This window comes from Streptomyces sp. SudanB52_2052 (assembly GCF_964272415.1).
In the GTDB taxonomy this organism is placed as follows: domain Bacteria; phylum Actinomycetota; class Actinomycetes; order Streptomycetales; family Streptomycetaceae; genus Streptomyces; species Streptomyces olindensis.
The window spans coordinates 1,091,339-1,108,872 of sequence record NZ_OZ186796.1; the positions used below are offsets into that span (position 1 = coordinate 1,091,339).

Consider the following 17,534-nt stretch of genomic DNA (forward strand, 5'->3'; position numbering starts at 1 on the left):
CTTCGTAGGATCCCTGGGTGGATGGCCACGGCTGTGCTAGCATCACCGACGGCTCAGAGGAAAGCGATCAGAAACGGGAGATGATCGTGTCACGGGGGCGCGTGCTCGTTATCGGGGACAGCATCCGATTAGTCTCGAAGGCGAAGTCGGCCGGTGTAGACGTCGTCTATATGCAAAAGCCGTCACAATTCGATCCCACGCTGATTCCGCACTGCCAGCAGCTCGTCCTGGTGGATTATCAGCACGTGCCCAGCGCCGCCGCGATGGCTGCCGCGCTGCACCGGATCGCACCGATCACGCGGATCGTCACACAGACCGAGGCAGCACAACTGGTGGCCGGTCACTTGACCGACGCCCTGGGAATTCCCGGAACATCGGAACGATGCGCCCGGCTGCTGCACGACAAATCCGCGATGCGGGCTCTATTGAACGAGCAGGGCATCGGGGTCGTTCCCTATGCGGTCAATCCCACCCAGGCGCAGCTCCGTGAATTCGTCATCTCGCACGGGGCGGCCATTGTCAAACCGACCAAGGGCTCGGGCAGCCTCGGAGTGCGCCGGATCGAGTCGGTCGAGGACGTCGACGAGGTATGGGACTGGTGCCAGGCGTTCGAGCTCGGTGAATTCCAGGTCGAGAAGCTTCTGGTCGGTCCCGAACTGAGCGTGGAATCCTTTTCCGAATCGGGTCGGCACACGATCATCGCGGTGACCGCCAAGGACACCGAGGGCGGTACCGTGGAACTCGGCCACGTCATTCCGGCGCCCCTGACCGAGGACCAGCTCGACCAGATCCGCAAGTTGACGGTGCGGCTGCTCGACGCGGTCGGTCTCGAGGACGGCCCGTCACACACGGAGATCATCCTCACCGCCGAGGGACCGCGGGTCGTCGAATCGCACACCCGCCGCGGGGGCGACCGGATCAACGATCTCGTCAAGATGGTGTACGGGGTCGACATGGAGGAGGCCACCTATCGCCTCGTCGGCCACGGTGCTCCGCTCGACGGCCATCTGCACCCCGCCCGCGGCGCGGCCGCCATCCGTTTTCTGACCGCGGCACCGGGGGTCGTCACCTCCGTCACCGGCCTGGACGCGGCGCGAGCCGTCGACGGGGTGGTAGAGGTGTCGGTGAGTGTGGAGGCGGGTTCCGTAGTGCCCGAGCTCCGCTGGTCGGACGACCGCTGCGGGCACGTCATCGTACGTGCCGACGACACCGACACGGCCGTCCGTCTGGCCCGTACGGTCGCCGGACACATCTCGATCCACACCGAGCCCGTCACGGACGACTGTCCGGATCCGGACGCGGCGGCACCGGACACGCTGAGCGCGATCCTGCGCCCGTACGACGAGGTGTTCGACCCGTTCCACGGGGCCGTGACCGCGCCTTAGCCACGGTCCGGGATCCGGCCTTCCCGGCCGGATCCCGCACAGGATCAGTCCCCCCGTCGTCGCGAGGGCCGGAAAAAAAGCCCGGGCTCGTCGGCGTGCCGGGACGCGGACAGCGGCGCCCCGCCCGCCCTACCGGACACGGCAACGACACGGAGCGCGCTTCCGGAACACCCGGGCGCCCCGGACCTCGTGCGGCAGGGCGCCGATCCCTTGCATCTACATCACTCGTCACGTCGACGAGCCACAATTCGTTCCGAGTTTGGAGTGCGGTATGACCGGGGGACCGGACACAGGCGCAAGCATGCTCTCGTACACCCAGGAAAGCCTCTGGCTCTTCCATGAGCTCGCCGGCTCCGACGAGCCCGCGTACAACGAATCGGTGGCCTTCGAGACGTCCGGTGACCTCGATCCGGACGCGTTACGCCGCGCCATCCGGGCCACCGTCCTGCGGCACGACGCACTCCGCACGACGTTCCACGAGACCCCCGACGGGCCGCGAGCCCAGGTGCACCACCCCGACGGGGACGCCCTTCCGGACAGTACGACCGTAGTCGACCTGCGCACCCTGGCCGCTGCCGAGGCCCGCCTCAGGGCGGAGGAGGTCCTCGCTGAACACCACCGGCGACCGTTCGACCTGAGCACGGCTCCCCTGCTGCGGGCGGTCGTGGTGGCGCTGCCGGGTGACGTCTGGCTCCTCGGCCTGACGGCTCACCACATCGTCATCGACGACTGGAGCATTCGCCTGGTCCTCGACGAAGTAGCGGAGAACTACCGCACCCTGGTGGCCACCGGACGCCTGCCGCAGCGACCCGTCTCCGGCGCCGCGTTCCGCGCCTTCGTCAGGGAGAGCCGCTCGGCGACCGCGGATGCCCAGCAGACAGCCGCCGTCGAACGCTGGCGCCGGTCGCTGGCCGACGCCCCGGAACTGCTCGGCATGCCGCTGGACCGCCCGCGACCCGCGGTTCAGACCTTCCGCGGCGACAGCATGACCATCACCGTGCACAGCGCGGACGTCGAACCGCTGCTGAAGGAATGCGCCCGCACCTGCCGCAGCACCGCATTCCCGGTGTTCCTCGCCGCCTATGCGCTGTTGCTGCACCGCTACACACGGCAGGAAGGTTTCGCCATCGGCACCACGGTGCTGAACAGGCCGGGCGCCGAGGATTTGGAGCAGGTCGGCTGCTACGTCAACACCCTGCCCCTGTTCGTGCCGGTGGACCCGGACGATACGTTCCGCACCGTGCTGTCCGCCGCGCGGAAAGCCGCCGAGCGATTGCTGGACGACGGCGACGCGCCTTATCCGAAGGTGGTCGAGGCACTCGGGGCCGAGCGGGCGCGGAACCACAACCCGGTCTTCCAGACGATGCTCACGATGCTCGACGGCCGTCCCTCGATCGACCTCGGACCGGGACTGGTCTCCCAGTACCACCCCGTCCGCCGGACCGCCGCCAAGTTCGACCTGATGCTGTACGTCAACCGGGCCGACGACGCCTACGAGTTCGAGCTCGAGTTCAACACGGACCTGTTCACCCGGGACACCGCGGAGCGGATCCTGCGCAACTACGCGCGACTGCTGACCTCGCTGGCCGACGCCGGCGTCGACGCACCGGTGGGCACGCCGTCCATGACCCGCGACGAGGAACGGAACCTGATCCTCGGCGAGTGGAACGACACGCAGGTCGCCCACCCGGACGGTACCGTCGCCGATGTCATCGAGGAGCAGGTCCGGCGAAGCCCCGACAGCCCGGCCATCGAGTTCGAAGGCACGGCGTACACGTACGACGAGCTGAACCGGCGGGCCAACCAGGTGGCGAGCCGCATCCGCACCGTCCTCGGGACGACCGGGGCCGGCCCCTTCGTCGGGGTGTTCATGGAGCGCTCCGCGGAGATGGTGATCGCGCTGCTCGCCATCGTCAAGGCGGGCTGCGCGTACGTGCCCATCGACCCCGAATACCCGGCCGCCCGGATCGAGTTCATGATCCAGGACGCCGGTGTGCCGCTGATCCTCACCCAGGAGCACCACCGCCCGGCCCTCGGCAGCACCGGCGCCCAACTCCTCGTCCTCCCGGACGAGTCCCTGGACCAGGAGGACGACACCGATCCCGTCCGCGAACTGGGCCCCGACTCGCCCGTGTACATGATCTACACCTCCGGATCCACGGGGCAGCCCAAGGGTGTGATCAACCGCCATGACGCGCTGGCCAACCGGCTCCACTGGATGCAGTCCGCCTTCCCGTTGACCGGAGGTGCCCGAGGGGACCGGGTGCTCCAGAAGACCCCCTACAGCTTCGACGTCTCGGTATGGGAGTTCTTCTGGCCACTCATGACCGGGGCCTCCATCGTCGTGGCCCGGCCCGGCGGACACCGCGACCCCGACTACCTCAAGGAACTCATTCGGTCCCGGGCCGTCACGACCGTGCACTTCGTCCCCTCGATGCTGAACGTGTTCCTGGAGGCGGAGGAACTCGCCCAGCACTGCGGCCCGCTCAAGCGGGTCATCTGCAGCGGCGAGGCGCTCCCCCGCAAGACCATCGAGGTCTTCGCCGCCACGCTCCCCTCCTGCGAACTGCACAACCTGTACGGCCCGACCGAGGCCGCGATCGACGTCTCGCACTGGCCCTGCCGGACCGACTACCCGGGAGAGCTCGTCCCCATCGGCAAGCCCATCGACAACGTGCGGCTGTACGTCCTGGACCGGGACCTGCAGCTCCAGCCGGTCGGCGTCCCCGGGGAGCTGTGCATCGGCGGCGTCGCCGTGGCGACCGGGTACCACCGGCGCGACGACCTCAACGCCACAAGGTTCGTCTCCGACCCCTACGGAACGGCCCCGGGAGCCCGCCTCTACCGCACCGGCGACCTGGCACGCTTCCTGCCGGACGGTCAGATCCAGTACCTGGGACGCATCGACAACCAGGTCAAGTTGCGCGGTCTGCGGGTCGAGCCCGACGAGATCGCCGCGGTCATGCGCGACCTGCCCGGCATCCAGGACGCGGCCGTCGTCGTGGACGCGTCGGGTCCCGCGCAGGCGCTGGCCGCCTACGTGGTGAGCACCGCGTTCGACCCCGACGACCTGCGTGCCCGGCTGCGGAAGCTGCTGCCCGAGTTCCTCGTCCCGCATTACCTGATCGAGGTCCCGCAGCTGCCCACTACTCCCAACGGCAAGCTGGACCGGCGTGCCCTGCCCTCGCCGGCGGCCCACGCGGCACCGGTCGACCGGGCCGGCCGCCCACTCGCCACGACCGCCGAGCAGGACGTGGCCCGTGCCTGGACGGACGTCCTCGGACTCCAGGCACCGGTCGGCGCGGACAGCAACTTCTTCGCCCTCGGCGGGGACTCGATCACGGCATTGCGCGTCGGTTCCCGGCTGCGCGCTGCCGGATACGTCGTCAACCTGCGCGACGTGTTCGCCCACACGACGATCGCGGAGCTCGCCGCCTCGCTGACCCGCGAAGACTCGGCCTCGCCCGGGCCGGCCGCCATCGAGGCGTTCGGCCTGCTGACGGACGACGACAAGGCGGCGCTCCCCGCGGCGGCGGAAGACGCCTGGCCGCTGACGAAGCTCCAGTCGGGCATGATCTACCACTCGCTGCTCGACGAGGACTCCCCGGTCTACCACGACATCTTCGACTACGAGTTCACCGGCGTGGCCGATCCGGCCGCACTGGTCCGTGCCGTACGGGAGACCGTGGCACGCCACGCTCAACTGCGGTCCTGCTTCGACCTGGAGCGCTACGACGAGCCGCTCCAGGTCGTGCTCCGCCCGGACGCGGACGGCGCCGCGCCGTCGCTGGAGGTCGTGGACCTCACCGCGCTGCCCGCCGACGCGCAGGACCGGGCGGTCGAGGAATGGATCGACGCCGAGAAGCGCCGCCCGCTGGACCTCGCCAGGCCGCCCCTGCGCTTCTGCGCCCACGTACGGGGCGACGGCCGTATCAACCTGGCGTTCTCGTTCCACCACCTGATCCTCGACGGGTGGAGCGTCGCCCTCGTCATCGAGGAGATCCGGCGCCGCTGCGCCGGGCTCCCGGCCGGCCGAACGGCCGACGCCGCCCCGGAGCCCACCTACGGCACCTACGTGGCGCTGGAGCGCGAGAGCGCACGACGCCCGGCGGACCAGGACGCCTGGCGCAGGCTGCTCGACGGGTTCTCCGCGACGCTGCTGGCGGGCCACTCCGGATCCGCGGCGCCGGAGACGATCGAGTCCGCGGTACTGGAGCGGGCCGTCGCGGCAGGGCTGGAGGAACGGCTGCGCCTGCGCGCCGCGGCCCTCGGACTCCCGCTCAAATCGCTCTATCTGGCAGCGCACTGCGCGGCCGTGGCGGACCTGACCGGCAGGTCACGCGTGGTCACCGGGCTGGTCGGCAACGGCCGCCCGGAAGTGCCCGGCGGCAGCGAGATGGTCGGTCTGTTCCTGAACACCCTTCCGCTGCCCGTCGAGGTGCGAGAGGCGGACGACACGGAGCTGCCGGCCTCGGTCTTCGAGCGCGAGCGGGAACTCGTCCCGCTCCAGCGGTTCCCCCTCGCGGACATCGAGCGGCAGCAGGGCGGAGCGCTGTTCGACGTGGTCTTCAACTACACCGACTTCCACTCCTACGCGACAGCCGGTGACACAGCCACCGCCACGCGAGACACGGTGTCGATCGAAAACGCCCGGTACTTCGAGCTCACCAGCTTCCCGATGACCGTCCATGTGCACCGGGACCACTTCGCCGGTACGACGCAGCTCGTCGTGTCCCACGACCGCGGGCGGGTCAAGACCTCCACGGCGGAGCAGTTCCTGGGCGAGTTCCTCGCCGCCCTCGAACGGTACGCGGGGCCGGAACCGGCCGACGGCGGTCCGGACGCCACGGAGCGTGCCGTCGCCGCGATCATCGCGAAGGTGATCGGCAACGAGACGGTCGGGGCGGAGGAGAACTACCTCGACGCCGGGGTGGACTCGATCAGCTCCATCCGCATCCTCGCCAAGCTGCGCAGGCAGTTCCCCGGTGCCGCGCTGCGCGACGTGATGGAGGCGCGCACGGTACGGGCCCTGGTCCGCAGGCTGGCGGCGCGGGCGCCCGAGCCCGCGACCGCGGAGTCGGCGGGCAGCGTCGGGGAGTCCGCGGGCAGCGTCGGGGAGTCCGCGGGCGCGTCACTCGACGGGCTCCCTCCGGGAGTCGTCGACGCCTACCCCCTCACCGCCACCCAGCTCCGGATGATCAGGGCGACGAGGCGGGACCCCGCACAGTCCGCCTACCATGACGTCTTCGCCTACTCCGTCGCGCTGCCACTGGACGCTCCCCTGCTGCGCGCCGCACTGCGGCGGATGACCGCGTCCTGCGAGACGCTGCGCGCCGCCGTCGACCTGGCGGCGTCACCCGTTCCCCGGCAGCTCGTGTACGCCTCGGTCGAGCCCGATCTCACCGTGGTCGACGCCGTGGACAACCCCTCGGCGCCCGACGAGTGGTTCGAGAAGGAACGGGGTTCGGGGTTCCGCTGGGAGCAGCCCGGGCTCATACGGTTCGCGGCACACCGCATCGCGCCGGACCGCTTCGTGCTCTCGCTGAGCTTCCACCACGCGGTCGTCGACGGCTGGAGCCTCTCTCTCCTGATCCGGGACCTCCTCCTGTCGTACGCCTCGGAGGTCGGCGCATCCGCCGCCGGTGCCGGAGCAGGCGTTGACGCCGGGCCCGTCCGGTCCGTCGGCGAGGCCGGCTCCTTCCGCGACTACGCCATGGCCGAGACGGCCGCCCGCTCCTCCGCCGAGTCGCGGAAGTTCTGGCACGACGTCCTCGCGGGCCACCCGGGAGCGTGGCTGCCCCGCTACCCGTCCGACGGCGACACCCGCTGGGCCGAGGCGACCGTCGTCCTCCCGCCCGACCGGGAAGCCCGGCTGCGTGAGGTCGCGCGCGGCACCGGCCACCCGCTCAAGTACCTGCTGCTGGCAGCGCACTTGAAGGTGCTGGCCCTGGTCACGGGTGAGCCCGACGTCTTGACCGGGGTGTTCACCCACGGCCGCCCCGAGACCGACGACGCGCAGGAACTGGTCGGGATGTTCCTCAACTTCCAGCCGCACCGGGTCCGGATCGAGGCCCAGACCTGGCCGCAGCTCATCGACCAGGTGTTCACGTTCGAGATGCGCGCGCTCGCACACCGCCGCTGCGCCGCCGACGGCGACGGCCCGGACGACTGGCCCCGCTACTCCGCGCTGTTCAACTACACGGATTTCCCCGCGTATGCGGACGCCGTTCACGGCGGGGGGCACCTCACCGGTGTCCGGTGGTTCGAGCACACCGACGCGCCGTTCCTCGCGACCGTGGGCCGCGACCCGGACCGTGCCGCGCTGGAGATCACCCTGAACGCCGACGGCAGGGTCCTCCCGCAAGGCGTGGTGGACGAGCTGGCGCGTCTGTACGAGGCCGTCCTGGCGCAGATCGCCGAGACCCCCGGCGGCTCCGTCCGCGACACCACCGACCGGATCGAGACATGTGTGGACGGCCTCGGCGCGCGCCGGAGCCCGTCCGTCTGAAAGGGAACAGAGAACCTCCGTGAACACCTTCCGAAACCCCCAGGGGATCGCGGCGCCGCTCGCCGCGTACTCGCACCAGGCCGAGATCACCGGCCCGGTCCGGTGGCTCGTGATCTCCGGCCAGATCGGCATGACCCCCACCGGTGAGCTCCCTGAGGACCCGGTCGAACAGCTCGGCATCGCGCTGGACAACATCACGGCCAACCTCGAAGCGGCCGGAATGCGCCACGAGGACCTGGTCAAGCTGACGTTCTACTTCGCCGGCGAGGTCGATCTCCAGCGGCGGCGCCGGCGGATGGCTGAGTGGCTGGGCGACCTGCGCCCCTGCATGACCGTCATGACGGTGGCCGCACTGGCCACGCCCGCGCTGCGCGTCGAGGTCGAGGCGCTCGCGTGCACCGAGGACATCCCGGCGACACAGAGGAGTGAGCAGCAGTGATAGTCCAGACCACCCTGGAAGGCGTCCACACCTTCGAGCAGCCGGACGGCTACGTCACGCACTACCGGCTCTGGGGCGCCGAGACCGCTGCGGACCTCGTGGTGATGCTGCACGGGGGCATGAGTCACGCGGGCTGGCAGGCACCGCTCGGGGCCCGGCTCGCCGAACTCGGTGACGACGTCGCCTTCCTCGCCGTCGACCTGCGCGGCTCGGGACTCAACGCCGTGCGCGGACACATCCCGGACGGCGACCTGGCCGTCCGGGACATCGCGCTGCTGCTGGGCAGCCTCAAGGAAGCCCGCCCCGGAACCCGCATCCACCTGGCCGGCTGGTGCTTCGGCGCCCAGGTCGCGACGGTCGTCGCGGCCGGGCTCGCCGACCGCGAGGTGCTCGCGAGCCTGCTCATGGTCTGCCCCGGCTTCTTCTTCAACGACCGCTACTCCGACGTGCTGGACCGCTCGATCGACGCCGCTCTGGAAGTCGTCGAGGAGCTCGGCATCACCGTCGAGACGACGCGCCCCTTCATCAGGGTGCCGCTGCGCCCGACCGACTTCACCGATCGTGCGGAGTGGCTCGCGGCCATCGAGGACGACAAGCTGAAGCTCTCCCACGTGACGGTCGGCACGATCGACGCCTGGGAGGCCATCGCCGTCAAGTCGGAGACGGAGTACGGACGCATCGGCCCGCTGCCGGTACGGGCCGTGTTCGGCACCCGGGACAAGCTGGTCGACAACGACCGCGTGCGCGCCTTCCTCCAGAGCCACCCCGACCTGGAGACACACGACCTCGACGCCGGTCACGCCGTCCACTTCGAAGAGACGGAGGCACTCACGCGTCTGGTCGCGGGCTTCGTGGCCGAGCTGAAGCGATGACCACGGGAGTCGCGCGCTACCGCACGGTCCTGTCGACCCCGGGAGCATGGGGGTTCTTCCTCCCCGGCATGCTCGCCAGGTTCCCGCTGGGCATGACCGGCATCAGCATCCTGCTCTTCGTCTCCGCGACGCGGGGCGACTACGGCACCGCAGGTGCGCTGTCGGCCGTGTCCGCGGTCGGGTACGCGGTGGCCGCGCCTCAACTGGCTCGCGTGGCCGACCGGGTGGGGCAGCACAAGGTCCTGCTCTCCTGCGCGGTGCTGTGCGCGGTCAGCGGCGGCGCGTTCGTCGTGAGCACGCTGAGCGACGGGACTCCGCTGTGGGTTCTGTTCGTCACGGCGGCGCTGACGGGTGCGGCGACACCCGCGTTCGGCTCGATGGTGCGGGCGCGCTGGAGCGGTCTGCTGGACGGCTCGTCCTTGAAGGGGACGGCCTTCGCACTGGAATCCCTGGTCGACGAGGTCGTCTTCATCGTCGGCCCGGTCATCGCCACCTCACTCGCGGTCGGGGTGAGCCCGGCCGCGGGCCTCGTCAGCGCGCTGGTCCTGGTGTGCGGTGGCAGCGTCCTGCTCGCGCTCAGCCGGCGCACGGAGCCGCAGCGCAAGCCCGGGCCCAGGGCCGGCAAGAGCGCCCTGTTCCTGGGACCGGTTGCCCTCGTGGGGGCACTGAACCTGTGTTTCGGCGCCATGTGGGGCTCGGTCGACATAGCCACCGTGGCGTTCGCCGACGAGAAGCAGCAGCCCTTCATGGCGGGGGTCCTGCTGGGGATCTACGCGATCGGCAGCTCTGTGGCGGGAGTGGCGTACGGTGCGCGGGAGTGGTCGGCTCCGCTGCCGCGGATCCTGTGGGTGTCGACCCTGGTCATGGCGGTCGGGATCCTGCCGATGCTCGTGGTCCACAACTTCGTAGGGGCCGGCCTCGTGCTCCTGCTGGCCGGGTCGAGTTCCTGCCCGGCCATGATCGTCGCCATGATGCTGGTCGTGGACGGGGTGCCCGCCTCCCACCGCACGGAGGCGCTGGCCTGGCAGTCCACGGCTCTCTGGCTCGGGGTGTCCATCGGCTCCTCGGTGAGCGGCCACCTCGCGGACGCCCGTGGCGCACAGGCCGCCTACGCCTTCGCGGCCCTCTGCGGCGGCGTCGGCTTCGTGATCGCCCTGGCCGGCGGCCGACGGCTGCGGCCGGTACAGGCCGAACCCGCGGACGCCCCAGCCGCTGATGACCGTCCGAACCTTCCCACTGAGTCAGGTATCCGATGACCTCCATCAGCATCACCCGTCCTCCTGCCACCACCGCCTCCCCCCTCTGGGTGGCCGACCGGATCGCCGCGAGGGCCGGACATCCGGACGCGGCGGTCCGCGAACGCGTCGCCCTGCGGACCGCCGATGGGACCGTCACCTACGCCGAGTTGGCGGAGCGCGCGCAGAAGACCGCCGTCGAACTGTCGACGCTCGGAGTCGGCGTCGGTGACGTCGTCGGTCTGCGACTGCCCTCCGGCCCGGGCGCGGTCATCGCCATGCTGGCGTGCTGGCACGTCGGCGCCGCCTTCCTGCCCATGGACGCCGCGGCCCCCGACGCGTACCGCGACCGGCTGCTGAGCCGTTCGGGAGCCCGGGCCGTCGTCGACGCCGACGGACCCCGGGCACTCGCGGACACGGCTCCCGCCACGCGTCCGGCGACCGGCCGCCCCCAGGACCGGGGGGCTTACGTCATCTACACCTCGGGATCGACCGGCACCCCCAAGGGAGTGCTCGTCGGCCAGGACGCCTTCGCCGACCACGCCACCGGCATCGGCGACCTCCTCGAACTGCGCGACACCGACACCGTGCTCCAGTTCGCGGGGCTCGGTTTCGACGTCGCCCAGGAAGAGATCTGGCCGACGCTCGCCGTCGGCGGCACGGTGGCCTTCCTGGACTCCGCGGACCGCGCCCTCAGCCCGGCGGAGCTCGCCCGCCAGGTACGTGGCCTGGGTGTGTCGGTGCTCCAACTCCCCACCGCCTACTGGCGTCTGGTCTGCGCCCAGATGCAGGGGACGGAGGGCGCCGACCTCTCCTTCGACGGCGTACGCACCGTCGTGATCGGCGGAGAGGCAGCGGCCACGAAGGACGTCCAGGCGCACCGGAACGGACCGCTGGGCCACTGCACGCTGGTCAACGGCTACGGGCCGACCGAGACGGTGGTGACCTGCGCGGCCTTCGTCCTGCGGGCGGACGAGCCCGTCCCGGCCACGACCGGCCTGCCCATCGGCGGCCCGGTGGGCAACCGCCTGCTCTACGTCCTCGATGCCGATCAGCGTCCGGTCGAGGCGGGAAGCCCCGGCGAGCTGTGGGTCGGCGGGAGTCCGCTCGCCCACGGATACCTCGACGATCCGATGCGTACGGCCGAGCGCTTCCGCCCCGACCCGTTCGCCACGGTGGCCGACGCGCGGATGTACCGCACCGGCGACCTGGTCCTCCACCATCGGGACGGCGCGTTGGAGTTCCTCGGCCGCCTCGACAATCAGGTCAAGGTCCGCGGCTACCGGATCGAACTCGACGAAGTGGACCGGCACTTGACCGCCACGCGAGGCGTCACCGCGGCTGCTGCGGTGGCCCTCGGCGACGGGACCGGGACCGGCGGACGCATCCTGGCCGCCGCGCTCTCGGTGACCGCGGGCGGCCCGACGGCCGAGCAGATCCGCGAGGACCTGCGCGGACGCCTGCCCTCCCACCTGGTCCCCGGCCTGATACGCGTCCGCGACAGGCTTCCGCTGACCGCCTCCGGCAAGATCGACCGCCGTGCCGTGGCCGCGGAGCTCGCGGAGGAGTACGCGGGCTCGTCGCCGGAGACCACCGCACAGGAAGCCCCTGCGCCGGAGGACGACGCAGCCACGCATGCCCTGGCGCCCGCGGCCGACGCCGACACGACGCACGAGGCCGCGGAACTCACCCTGCTCCTCGAACTGGTACGCACCCTGCTCCGCACCCCGGACTTCGGCCCCGACGACGACTTCCTGGCCTGCGGCGGGGACTCGCTCGTCGCCCTCCGGGTGAGCGGCGCGATGCGCGAACGCGGTTGGCGCCTGCGACCGTCGGACCTCCTGACGGCGGGCGACGCACGGTCCGTGGCGACACGCATCGTGCCGTGCTGAAGGGGAGCGCGGTGCCGACGTGACGAGCGGCCGACCGAAGAACGAATCAGCAGCACTGCACAGCACAGCACGCTGGCCGATACGCCGAGGGAGAGGTTCCATGACAGCCGTACCCGTCCGTGACCAGTTGACGGCCTGGATCGAGAGCGAGGAGTTCTCCTGCCTGGGGGCCAAGTCGGCTCTGCGCCGCCAGAGTCTGCGCCAAGCCCACGTGGGGGTCATGGGCACCGAGAGTGCGACGGCCGCGCTGCACGGCGCCCTCACCGAGTTCGTCTCGCGCGACCTCAACCCCGAGCAGAACTTCGCCACCATCGTCGCCGTCTTCGAGGGCCCCTTGGGGCTCCGGGAGCCCGACTTCCACGCACTGCTGTGGCGGCAACTGACCGACCTGCACGCCTTCGACGCCGACCGCGGCTTCGCCTGGGCGGAGGGCGCGGACTCGAATCCGGACTCCCCGAAGTTCGGTTTCAGCGTGGCCGGGCACCCGTTCTTCGTCGTAGGCCTGCACGAGAACGCGTCCAGGATCACCCGGCGTTTCCCGTTCCCCGCGATGGCGTTCAACTCGCACCACCAGTTCCGCCGACTGGTGGAGAACGGCGTCTACGGAGGTCTCCAGCGCCGCATCCGTGAGCGCGAAATGCGCCTGCAGGGTTCCATCAACCCGAACCTCGCCGAATTCGGCGAGTCGTCGGAGGTGCGTCAGTACTCGGGGATGCAGACGGACGCCCAGTGGCACTGCCCTTTCGTCCCTCGGGACGGATCAGCCGCAGGCCCCGAGCCGGCCACGCGCCGGCCCGACGCGTGAACAGCTCGCACGGCTCCGTGCTCAGCGTCAACGTCGGCCGGGCCCGCGCGGTGCCCTACACGGACGCCCCGGGCGGCGCGACGGGAATCGACAAGCAGCCGGTGGACGGGCCGGTCCGGGTGGCCCCGGCGGGGCCACCCGGCCTCGCGGGCAGCGGAGTCAGCGGTGACGAGGTGTGCGACCTGCGCTTCCACGGCGGCGCCGACCGTGCCGTGTACGCGTTCGCCCGGGAAGACCTGGACGACTGGCAGCGGGAGCTGAACCGGGCGCTGGGCAACGGCTCCTTCGGCGAGAACCTGACCGTCCGTGGCTTGGACCTCCGTCACGCGCTGATCGGAGAACGGTGGCGGGTCGGCCCCGACACCGTCCTGGAGGTGACCGGCGGACGTATCCCTTGCCGCACCTTCGCCGGCTGGCTCGGTGAGAAGGGCTGGGTACGCCGCTTCACTCGCGCCGCGTCTCCCGGGGCGATGCTCCGCGTCATCGAGGCGGGCGACATCAGCGCGGGCGATCACATCACCGTCGTGCAGCGCCCGGACCACGACGTGACCGTGTCCCGCCTGTTCCGGGCGGTGACCACGGAACGGGCGATGCTGCCCGACGTACTCGTGGCCGCCCCCTGGATGGAGCGCGAACAACTGGAGATCGCCCAGCAGTACACCGCCAGGTACGCCGCAGGCCCCTACCGGTAGCCCGCTCCCTCAGCCCCCAACCGGTCCCAAGAAGCGATCAAGGGCCGGAAACCTCCGAAACCGGCCCTGACCCGCGACTCTCACGAGTCGGGACGACAGGATTTGAACCTGCGACCCCTTGACCCCCAGTCAAGTGCGCTACCAAGCTGCGCCACGTCCCGCTGCGTCTCGCGGGGTGACCCGCGTGATCGCGCAGGTCAACCCTACCGCATGTGCGGAGCGGGGCTCAGCCTCGCGGTCCTGGGGGCGGCATGTGTTCGGGGTGTGAGGCGCGCAGCGTGTACGTGCCGAGCAACTGCTCGCCCGGCTCGAAGGCTTCGTCCCGGGGCCCTCGCCGACGGCCGATCCGGGCGCCGGTCCAGCCGGTGAGACTCACCGTCGAGACGGCGACGGCGAGGACGGCCCACCAGGGGAGTTCCGCCTTGGTCGCGTGTCCGGCGCAGGCCGCGACGGCCAGGAGCGCCGTGACGGCGCCTCCGGTCAGTCCGGCTCGCCGGACGGGTCGGTGCCGCGTCTCGTCCACCTGCTGCTCCCCCTTCACCGCGCGCTCGTATGCCCCGGAATTCCCAACTGCCGGGCATATGCCGCAAACAATACGCGAATCGGCGGGAACTCCCGACCAGGGCATAGGGGTTGAGACGGGCGCGGACGGTCATCTCGGCCGCTGTCGAGGTGTCAGGCGAGCAGGGTCGCCAGGGTGGCTCGCGTGACGTCGGCCAGGTAGTCGTAGTCGAGCGTGGCGGGGGTGTCGGTCGTCCGGTGGTAATCCGGGTTCCCCTCCCCCTCGTACGCGCCGATCGTCACGTCGCCCCGCGCCTCGAACGGCGTCGCGTTCCACCGTCACCGAACCGTCCGCCGGTGGCCGGCCCACCATGTCCAGGTGCACGACCCGGTGCACACCGGCCCCCGCCGCCCGCAGTTCGTCGGCGTACGCCGAGGAGCCCCACAGCCCCTGTTCCTCGCCGGAGAACGCCACGAACCGGATCGTCGAGGTCCGCGCGACCGGCGCGAGAAGGCGTGCGATCTCGATGACCGCGGCCACGCCGCCGGCGTTGTCGTCGGCGCCCGGCGCCCTGGCCTCCGCGTCGCGCGGGTCCTCCGCCGACACCGACTCGACCGGGGCCTCGGCGAGCCGCTGCGCCGCCCTGCCCGCCTTGTCGCCCCTCGCCGGCACGAAGCGCTCGGCGGCAGTGGGCGGGTGCCCCTTCTCCGGGGGCACGAGGGGCAGGCCCTGCCGTACGTCACGTCCCATGACGGGCCTCCCGGGAACGCTCGATGCGAGCGGGTGAACACCCCTGGGTGCCGACCGCGTGACGGCCGCGGTGGCCGAAGAGCCGCCAAGCGGCTCCGACCCGAGCGGAATTGACGCGCCTGCGACTTCGGGAAATGCCGTGGAAAGCAACCCCGTTGCCCGCTCAACCGGTCAGGCCGGCGGCGCCGTCGTCCCCCGGATCTCCAGCGTCGGCGCGGCCAAATGGAGCCGCCCCTCGCCCCCGGGCCGCTCGAAGCGGTCGAGGAGGAAGCGGGCGGCCCGGCGGCCGACCTCGTGGCCGGCGTTGTCGACGGTGGTGAGCCACAGGTGGCGCAGCCGGGAGACGCTCGTGTTGTCGTAGCCGACGACGGACACGTCACGCGGGACGCGCAGGCCGAGTTCCTCCGCCGCCGACAGGGCGCCGACGCAGGTGATGTCGTTGACGGCGAAGACGGCGGTGGGGCGGTCGGGCCGGCTCAGGAGGCGGACGGTGGCACGGTAGCCGCCCTCCTCGGTCATGTCGCCGGTCTCGACGAGGGCTCGGTCCGCCAGGCCGTGCGCCCGCATCGTCGCCTCGAAGCTGCGGCGGCGCAGCTCGCCGACGGCGCCGTAGCCGGCCAGGTGCGCGATGCGGCGGTGGCCCAGGCCGATGAGGTGCTCGGTGACCAGCCGCGCGCCCTGCTCGTCGTCGCCCGCGACCTGGTCCACCCCGGGCGGCACCGGCTCGCGGGCACCGGCCAGGACGACCGGCATGCGCGCGGCGACGGCCCCGAGAGCCGCGGGGTCGGGCAGGGTGCCGACCACGACCAGGCCGTCGACGCGCAGGTCCAGCAGCGGATCGGCCGGGTCCTGGCCGGCGCGGCGGTTGAGGCGGGCGTCGGCCAGCAGCATGTGCAGGCCGCCCGCGTGCAGCAGGGAGTTCAGGCCGTCGAGGAGGTCCACGAACCAGGGGTTGCGCAGGTCGTTCAGCAGGACGCCGACCGTGCGGGTGCGCTGTTCGCTGAGGCTGCGCGCGGCGGCGTTGGGCCGGTAGCCGAGCTCCCGGGCGGCCCGGAGCACGGCCTCCCGCTTCTCGGGGCGTACCTGGTCGGAGCCGCGCAGCACCAGCGAGACCAGCGACTTGGAGACGCCGGCCCGTTCGGCGACGTCTCGGATGGTCGGCGCTCTCATGACATGGACCGTTCCATGAGGGGCGCGGGCTTGTCAAAGGGTTGACAGCGAGCGGAAACCGCGCTCAGGGTGGGCTGGACAGGTTCTGGAACGGTCCAAAGAGGGGCTCTCATGGTGGACACGCTCGGCGTCGCCGTCGTCGGATTCGGCTGGATGGGGCGGGTGCACACCCAGGCGTACGCGCGCGTGCGGCACCACTATCCGCAGCTGTCCCTCGTTCCGGAGCTGGTGGCGGTCGCCGAGGAGGTGCCGGGCCGGGCGGAGGAGGCCGCCGCGCAGTTCGGGTTCGCCTCGACGACCCGCGACTGGCGCGACGTGGCCGCCGACCCGCGGGTGCGGGCGGTCAGCATCACCGCGCCGAACTTCCTGCACCGCGAGATCGGCGTCGCCATGGCCGAGGCGGGCAAGCACCTCTGGATCGAGAAGCCGGTCGGCCTGACCGCCGAGGACGCCCGCGCGGTGGCGGACGCGGTGGCCAAGGCGGGCGTGCAGGGCACGGTGGGCTTCAACTACCGCAACGCGCCGGCCGTCGAGGCGGCCCGTGAGCTGATCGCCTCCGGGGAGATCGGCGCGGTCACGCATGTCCGCGTCCGGCTGTTCAGCGACTACGCGGCCCATCCCGAGGGGGCGCTGACGTGGCGGTACGAGCGGGAGCGCGGGGGCAGCGGGGTGCTGGGCGACCTGGCGTCGCACGGCGCGGACCTGGCGCGGTTCCTGCTCGGCGACATCACGTCCCTCACGGCCGACGCGGCCATCTTCCTCCCGGAGCGGGCCCGCCCGAGCGGGGCGACGGCGGGCCACAGCCGGGCGTCCGGCGGGGACCTCGGCCCGGTCGAGAACGAGGACTACGTCAGCTGCCTGCTGCGCTTCGCCTCCGGGGCGCGCGGGGTGCTGGAGGCCTGCCGGGTCTCGGTCGGCGAGCAGAACAACTACGGCTTCGAGGTGCACGGCACGAAGGGGGCCGTGTTCTGGGACTTCCGGCGCATGAACGAGCTGGGGATCAGCCGCGGCACGACGTACCAGGACCAGTCCGTCAGCACGGTGTACGTCGGCCCGGGCCACGGCGAGTTCGCCGCGTTCCAGCCGGGGGCGGCGAACGCCATGGGGTACGACGACCTGAAGGTCATCGAGGCGTACCGCTTCCTCCGCTCGATCGCGGAGGGCACGCCCCATGGGGCGACGCTCGCGGACGCCGTGCACAGCGCGGCCGTGCTGGACGCGATGAGCCGGTCGGTGGGCAGCGGCGCCTGGGAGACGGTGTAGGTACCGACCTGGGGGTGTCCT

General features: G+C 71.4%; 12 protein-coding genes and 1 tRNA gene. 9 read left to right on the forward strand and 4 right to left on the reverse strand.

Annotated elements, in window-relative coordinates:
• Positions 1-17: 17 nt before the first annotated feature.
• From ACSUPV_RS04695 to ACSUPV_RS04730, 8 genes are all read left to right on the forward strand, one after another.
• On the forward strand, positions 18-1,385 hold the full coding sequence (locus ACSUPV_RS04695; protein ID WP_436946976.1) for an ATP-grasp domain-containing protein: 1,368 nt from the start codon (positions 18-20) through the stop codon (positions 1,383-1,385).
• 301 nt (positions 1,386-1,686) lie between these two features.
• The gene (locus ACSUPV_RS04700) at positions 1,687-7,893 is read left to right on the forward strand and encodes an amino acid adenylation domain-containing protein (RefSeq protein ID WP_436946977.1); all 6,207 of its coding nucleotides are present in this window, start codon (positions 1,687-1,689) and stop codon (positions 7,891-7,893) included.
• 19 nt (positions 7,894-7,912) lie between these two features.
• Complete coding sequence (locus ACSUPV_RS04705) at positions 7,913-8,332, forward strand: RidA family protein (protein WP_436946978.1); 420 nt, start codon at positions 7,913-7,915, stop codon at positions 8,330-8,332.
• Positions 8,329-9,204: an alpha/beta hydrolase gene (locus tag ACSUPV_RS04710; RefSeq protein WP_436946979.1), complete on the forward strand. Its 876-nt coding sequence runs from the start codon at positions 8,329-8,331 to the stop codon at positions 9,202-9,204. The genes ACSUPV_RS04705 and ACSUPV_RS04710 overlap by 4 nt, the downstream gene beginning before the upstream one ends.
• Positions 9,201-10,460: an MFS transporter gene (locus tag ACSUPV_RS04715; protein ID WP_436946980.1), complete on the forward strand. Its 1,260-nt coding sequence runs from the start codon at positions 9,201-9,203 to the stop codon at positions 10,458-10,460. Before ACSUPV_RS04710 ends, ACSUPV_RS04715 begins: the two co-directional genes overlap by 4 nt.
• On the forward strand, positions 10,457-12,331 hold the full coding sequence (locus tag ACSUPV_RS04720) for a non-ribosomal peptide synthetase (protein WP_436946981.1): 1,875 nt from the start codon (positions 10,457-10,459) through the stop codon (positions 12,329-12,331). The genes ACSUPV_RS04715 and ACSUPV_RS04720 overlap by 4 nt, the downstream gene beginning before the upstream one ends.
• Before the next feature lie 100 nt (positions 12,332-12,431).
• On the forward strand, positions 12,432-13,136 hold the full coding sequence (gntA, locus tag ACSUPV_RS04725) for a guanitoxin biosynthesis heme-dependent pre-guanitoxin N-hydroxylase GntA (protein ID WP_436946982.1): 705 nt from the start codon (positions 12,432-12,434) through the stop codon (positions 13,134-13,136).
• Positions 13,133-13,828, forward strand: coding sequence for an MOSC domain-containing protein (locus ACSUPV_RS04730; protein WP_436946983.1), 696 nt, complete (start codon positions 13,133-13,135; stop codon positions 13,826-13,828). The genes gntA and ACSUPV_RS04730 overlap by 4 nt, the downstream gene beginning before the upstream one ends.
• An 87-nt stretch (positions 13,829-13,915) precedes the next feature.
• On the opposite strand, the gene ACSUPV_RS04735 is transcribed toward ACSUPV_RS04730, so the two are convergent.
• The 4 genes from ACSUPV_RS04735 to ACSUPV_RS04750 form a co-directional block, all read right to left on the reverse strand.
• A tRNA-Pro gene (locus ACSUPV_RS04735) sits at positions 13,916-13,989 on the reverse strand.
• Between the two features lie 65 nt (positions 13,990-14,054).
• Complete coding sequence (locus tag ACSUPV_RS04740) at positions 14,055-14,351, reverse strand: hypothetical protein (protein ID WP_436946984.1); 297 nt, start codon at positions 14,349-14,351, stop codon at positions 14,055-14,057.
• A gap of 129 nt (positions 14,352-14,480) precedes the next feature.
• Positions 14,481-15,080 carry a M28 family metallopeptidase gene (locus ACSUPV_RS04745; RefSeq protein ID WP_436946985.1) on the reverse strand — a complete coding sequence of 200 codons (600 nt, stop codon included), beginning with the start codon at positions 15,078-15,080 and terminating at the stop codon, positions 14,481-14,483.
• A 171-nt stretch (positions 15,081-15,251) separates the two neighbouring features.
• A complete protein-coding gene (locus ACSUPV_RS04750; protein WP_436946986.1) occupies positions 15,252-16,250 on the reverse strand; it encodes a LacI family DNA-binding transcriptional regulator in 999 nt (332 codons plus the stop codon).
• Positions 16,251-16,361: 111 nt separating this feature from the next.
• Here ACSUPV_RS04750 and ACSUPV_RS04755 point away from each other — a divergent pair, with 111 nt between their 5' ends.
• On the forward strand, positions 16,362-17,513 hold the full coding sequence (locus ACSUPV_RS04755) for a Gfo/Idh/MocA family protein (protein ID WP_436946987.1): 1,152 nt from the start codon (positions 16,362-16,364) through the stop codon (positions 17,511-17,513).
• Positions 17,514-17,534 lie beyond the last annotated feature (21 nt).

Bases quoted from the DNA above. Each gene is read 5' to 3' on its own strand.
- ACSUPV_RS04700 (WP_436946977.1), top strand. From the start codon at position 1,687: ATGCTCTCGTACACCCAGGAAAGCCTCTGGCTCTTCCATGAGCTCGCC.
- ACSUPV_RS04715 (WP_436946980.1), top strand. From the start codon at position 9,201: ATGACCACGGGAGTCGCGCGCTACCGCACGGTCCTGTCGACCCCGGGA.
- ACSUPV_RS04720 (WP_436946981.1), top strand. From the start codon at position 10,457: ATGACCTCCATCAGCATCACCCGTCCTCCTGCCACCACCGCCTCCCCC.
- gntA (WP_436946982.1), top strand. From the start codon at position 12,432: ATGACAGCCGTACCCGTCCGTGACCAGTTGACGGCCTGGATCGAGAGC.
- ACSUPV_RS04745 (WP_436946985.1), bottom strand. From the start codon at position 15,080: ATGGGACGTGACGTACGGCAGGGCCTGCCCCTCGTGCCCCCGGAGAAG.
- ACSUPV_RS04750 (WP_436946986.1), bottom strand. From the start codon at position 16,250: ATGAGAGCGCCGACCATCCGAGACGTCGCCGAACGGGCCGGCGTCTCC.
- ACSUPV_RS04755 (WP_436946987.1), top strand. From the start codon at position 16,362: ATGGTGGACACGCTCGGCGTCGCCGTCGTCGGATTCGGCTGGATGGGG.